This window comes from uncultured Abyssibacter sp., assembly GCF_964000955.1.
Lineage (GTDB): Bacteria > Pseudomonadota > Gammaproteobacteria > Nevskiales > OUC007 > Abyssibacter.
This window is the reverse complement of the sequence record NZ_CAXFCL010000158.1, coordinates 1-3,790: the sequence shown is the minus strand read 5'-3', so window position 1 is coordinate 3,790 and position 3,790 is coordinate 1. Positions and strand designations below refer to the sequence as shown.

The window sequence follows — 3,790 nt, the reverse complement described above, 5'->3', positions numbered from 1 at the left end:
TGGAGCGGGTGAAGGGAATCGAACCCTCGTATGCAGCTTGGGAAGCTGCCGTTCTACCATTGAACTACACCCGCAGCACCGAGGGTTGCCCCCCGGTCATGCGGGCGTAGTTGGCCCGAGTCCGTGCGGTTCGTCAAGCACATCGAACCCGCTTTGGTCACAGGAACTCCTGGGGCTTGATACCCTCCAACCCTCCGGGTGGAGGAGACCCGTCCGATCCATTTCGCGCAGGGATGTCGCATGGCAAAACCGTTCAAGATCGTACTCGTCATTCTGAGCCTGCTGGTCACACTGGTCGTAGTGGCCGCAGTCGGTTTGGTCATGACGTTCGACCCCAACGACTATCGCGACGACATCGAACAGGCCGTCGAGGACACGACCGGCCGGGATCTGAGAATGACCGGCCCCCTGAGCCTGTCGATCTTTCCCTGGCTGGGCGTCGAAACCGAGTCGGTGTCGCTGGGCAACGCCGAAGGCTTTGGCAACGAGGCATTCGCCGAGATCGGCTACTTTGGCGTCAGCATTCGCCTGTTGCCGCTGCTGAGCAAACAGATCGAGATCGGCACGGTGCGGCTGGAGGGCATGCGCCTGAATCTGGCGCGCGGCGAAAACGGTCGAACGAACTGGGATGACCTGATCGAGGCGTTCAGCGACGAGGACGGCGAAGCCGAAGCACCGGTCGAGGAGCCGGCTCCGAGCACGGAAGGCGGGTTCGAGATCACCGGTCTTTCGGTGGAAGCGGTCGAGATCGAGGACGCCGCCGTCAAGTGGACCGATGCCGCCGCCGGCCAAAGTGTCGTACTCAAGGGTTTCAACCTGTCGACCGGCCGCATTTCGCCGTCGGCGACACACCCCGTGCCGTTGTCGATGAATTTCGTCGTCGAGGTCCAGGAGCCCAAGACCACGCTGAGCATCGATCTGGTGACGAAACTGGTCGCCGATCTCGACGCCAGCCAATTCTCGGTGGAGGATCTGCGCCTGGAAGGCACGGCCGAGGGCGCCGACATTCCCGCCGGCAAGCAACAGTTCAATCTGGCGGCCAATATCAACTTTGACCAGGAAGCCGGCGTGCTGAAGCTGGCCGACCTCGTCCTGCAGGCCGCGGGCGTCACACTGAACGGATCGCTGGACGGCTCGGGCCTCAACTCCGACAGCCCCAGCTTCAACGGACAGATCACCTCCCAGACGATCAACCCGCGCACGGTATTCCGCTCGCTGGCCATCGACCTGCCCGAGACGCAGGATGAAACCACGCTGAAGTCGGCCGGCCTGGATGCGCGCTTCTCCGCGACCACCCAATCCGCGGAACTGCGCAAACTCACGGTCACGCTGGACGACACCACGCTGACCGGCACCGCCGCAGTCAAGGACTTCGAGACCATGGCGCTGGCGTTCGACCTCGACGTGGACCAGTTCAACCTGGATCGCTACCTGCCCCCGTCCAGCGAGGAGGAGGATACGGGCTCGGACAGCGACGAGAGCACCGGCGACATCAACGACATCGAGTTGCCGCTGGACGCGTTGGAAGGCCTGAACGTCGACGGCCGTTTCGCCATCAAGACGCTGGTCGCGTCCGGACTGACGTTCGACGACGCCACGCTGATCGTGAAGGGCAAACCCGGCCAGCCACTGCAACAGTCACTGACCGCCAAGGCCTACGGCGGCGATATCAGAATCGACAATCGCGTCGCTGGCGCGGCAAGCCAGGCCCCCAGCTACCGCTTCCAGGGCTCGCTGGACCAACTGCTGTTCGGCGACCTGCTCCAGGATCTGGTCGACAAGGACTGGCTCCAGGGCAAGGGCCTGGTCACCTACGACCTGACCAGCCAGGGGCGCACGGTCGGTGATCTGCGCAAGCACCTGAGCGGCACGTTGAAATTCGGCTTGTCCGACGGCGCGATCAAGGGCATCGACATCTCACGCGTGCTCACCGCCGCCGAAGCCAAGCTGCGCGGGCAGTCGGCCGATGCGGAATCGGGTGGCGAGACTAGGTTCAACAAGTTCGGCGGCTCGATGAGCATCAAGGACGGCGTGGCCAAGACCACCGATTTCAGCGCGGGCGCCGACAACCTGAACGTCACCGCCACCGGTTCCGTCAATCTGGTTGCGATGACACTGGACTACGCGCTCAAGCCCGTGCTCACCGCCGCGCCCAGCGACTCCAAGCTCGGCGCGCTGGTCGGCAAGGCCATTCCGGTGACGGTGACCGGTCCGGTGACTAGCCCCAAGATCGGCATCGACATCAAGGGCCTGCTCAAGGCCGAGGCGCAGCAACGACTCGATGAGGAGAAGGCCGAACTCAGGGAAAAGGCCGACAAGGAAAAAGAACGCCTGCAGGAGAAGATCGACGAGGAGAAGGAGCGCGCGCGTGACAAGCTCCGCGACAAGCTCGGTGGTTTCCTCAATCGCAAATCGGACACGAGTTCTGAACAATCCGACACTGATTCGACTGACGGCGGCAGTTAGCGCGCTCGGGCCGGGACTCGCGGCAGGGGCGGATGTTCAGCGGCTGAACGTCGAACATGTCGGCGCCCGGCATACCATCGAGATGACCGTACAACTCGATGCGACGGCGGCCGACGCCTACGCCGTGCTGACCGACTTCGCCAATCTCACCGAGATCAATCCGGCGGTGCAGCGGGCCTCGGTCCGCAGCCAGGAAGGCCCGACCGAGGCGGTACTGGAAACCGAGGTCCAGGTCTGCGTGCTGTGGTTCTGCAAGCAGCTTCAGCAGGTCCAGGACATGCAGTGGCAACCCCTGGAAAACGGCGGCGGCACGCTGATGGCCGACGTCCGCCCGGACGAGAGCAATCTGCGCTACGGTCATGCCCAATGGCGTATCTGGACCTGCGAGTCGCGCAGTTGCCTGTCCTTCGTCGCCGAGATCGAACCTGACTTCTGGGTGCCACCGCTGATCGGCCCCTGGGTGATCAAACGCAAACTGGAACAAGAGGCCCTGCAGACCTCGGAGGGGATCGAACGCCTTGCCAAGCAGTTACGCTGACCGGTTGCTGGCCTGGTTTGACGACCACGGCCGCAAGGACCTCCCCTGGCAACACCCGCAAACGCCCTACCGCGTCTGGATCTCGGAAATCATGCTCCAGCAGACCCAGGTGAGCGTGGTCATCGGCTACTTCGAACGCTTCATGGCCCGGTTCCCGACGGTGGCGGACCTTGCCGACGCACCCACCGAAGACGTGCTATCGCTATGGGCCGGCCTCGGGTATTACGCCCGCGCCCGCAACCTGCATCAGGCCGCCAGACAGGTCGTCGCCGAATTCGGCGGCGAGATGCCATCAACCGTGGATGCGCTGGAGAGCCTGCCCGGCATTGGGCGCTCCACCGCCGGCGCCATCGTCTCCATGGGTTTCGGGCAGCGGGCCGCGATTCTCGACGGCAACGTCAAGCGCGTGCTCGCGCGCCACGCCGGCGTTGAAGGCTGGCCCGGCCGCTCGCCGGTCATGAAGGCGCTTTGGCGAGAGGCCGAATCCAGATTGCCCGATGGCCGCCACGGCGATTTCACCCAGGCCTCCATGGACCTTGGCGCAACGGTCTGCACGCGGCACCAGCCGGCCTGCCTGCTTTGCCCCTTGCAGGATGACTGCGTCGCGCGGCTGACCAATCGCATCCCGGAGCTGCCTGCCCCCAAGCCTCGCACGCATCGACCCAGACGCCGCAGCTTCGTCTGGCTGATCCGCGACACCGAGAACCGTCTGCTGCTGCACAGACGCGCACCGACGGGTGTCTGGGGCGGTCTTTGGTCGTTGCCCGAAACCGATTCGCTGGACTG

At 64.3% G+C, this 3,790-nt stretch carries 3 protein-coding genes and 1 tRNA gene; 3 read left to right on the top strand and 1 reads right to left on the bottom strand.

The genetic code is table 11. From position 1 onward, the window contains the following. Positions 1-74, bottom strand: a tRNA-Gly gene (locus ABNS06_RS07605). A gap of 166 nt (positions 75-240) precedes the next feature. Between ABNS06_RS07605 and ABNS06_RS07600 the strand changes: the two genes are divergently transcribed. From ABNS06_RS07600 to mutY, 3 genes are all read left to right on the top strand, one after another. Continuing rightward, complete coding sequence (locus ABNS06_RS07600; RefSeq protein ID WP_348673640.1) at positions 241-2,466, top strand: AsmA family protein; 2,226 nt, start codon at positions 241-243, stop codon at positions 2,464-2,466. Positions 2,467-2,548: 82 nt separating this feature from the next. After that, on the top strand, positions 2,549-3,004 hold the full coding sequence (locus ABNS06_RS07595; RefSeq protein ID WP_348673639.1) for an SRPBCC family protein: 456 nt from the start codon (positions 2,549-2,551) through the stop codon (positions 3,002-3,004). Next, on the top strand, positions 2,985-3,790 hold an 806-nt coding region (mutY, locus tag ABNS06_RS07590; protein WP_348673637.1), incomplete at its 3' end, for an A/G-specific adenine glycosylase. The genes ABNS06_RS07595 and mutY, both read left to right, overlap by 20 nt.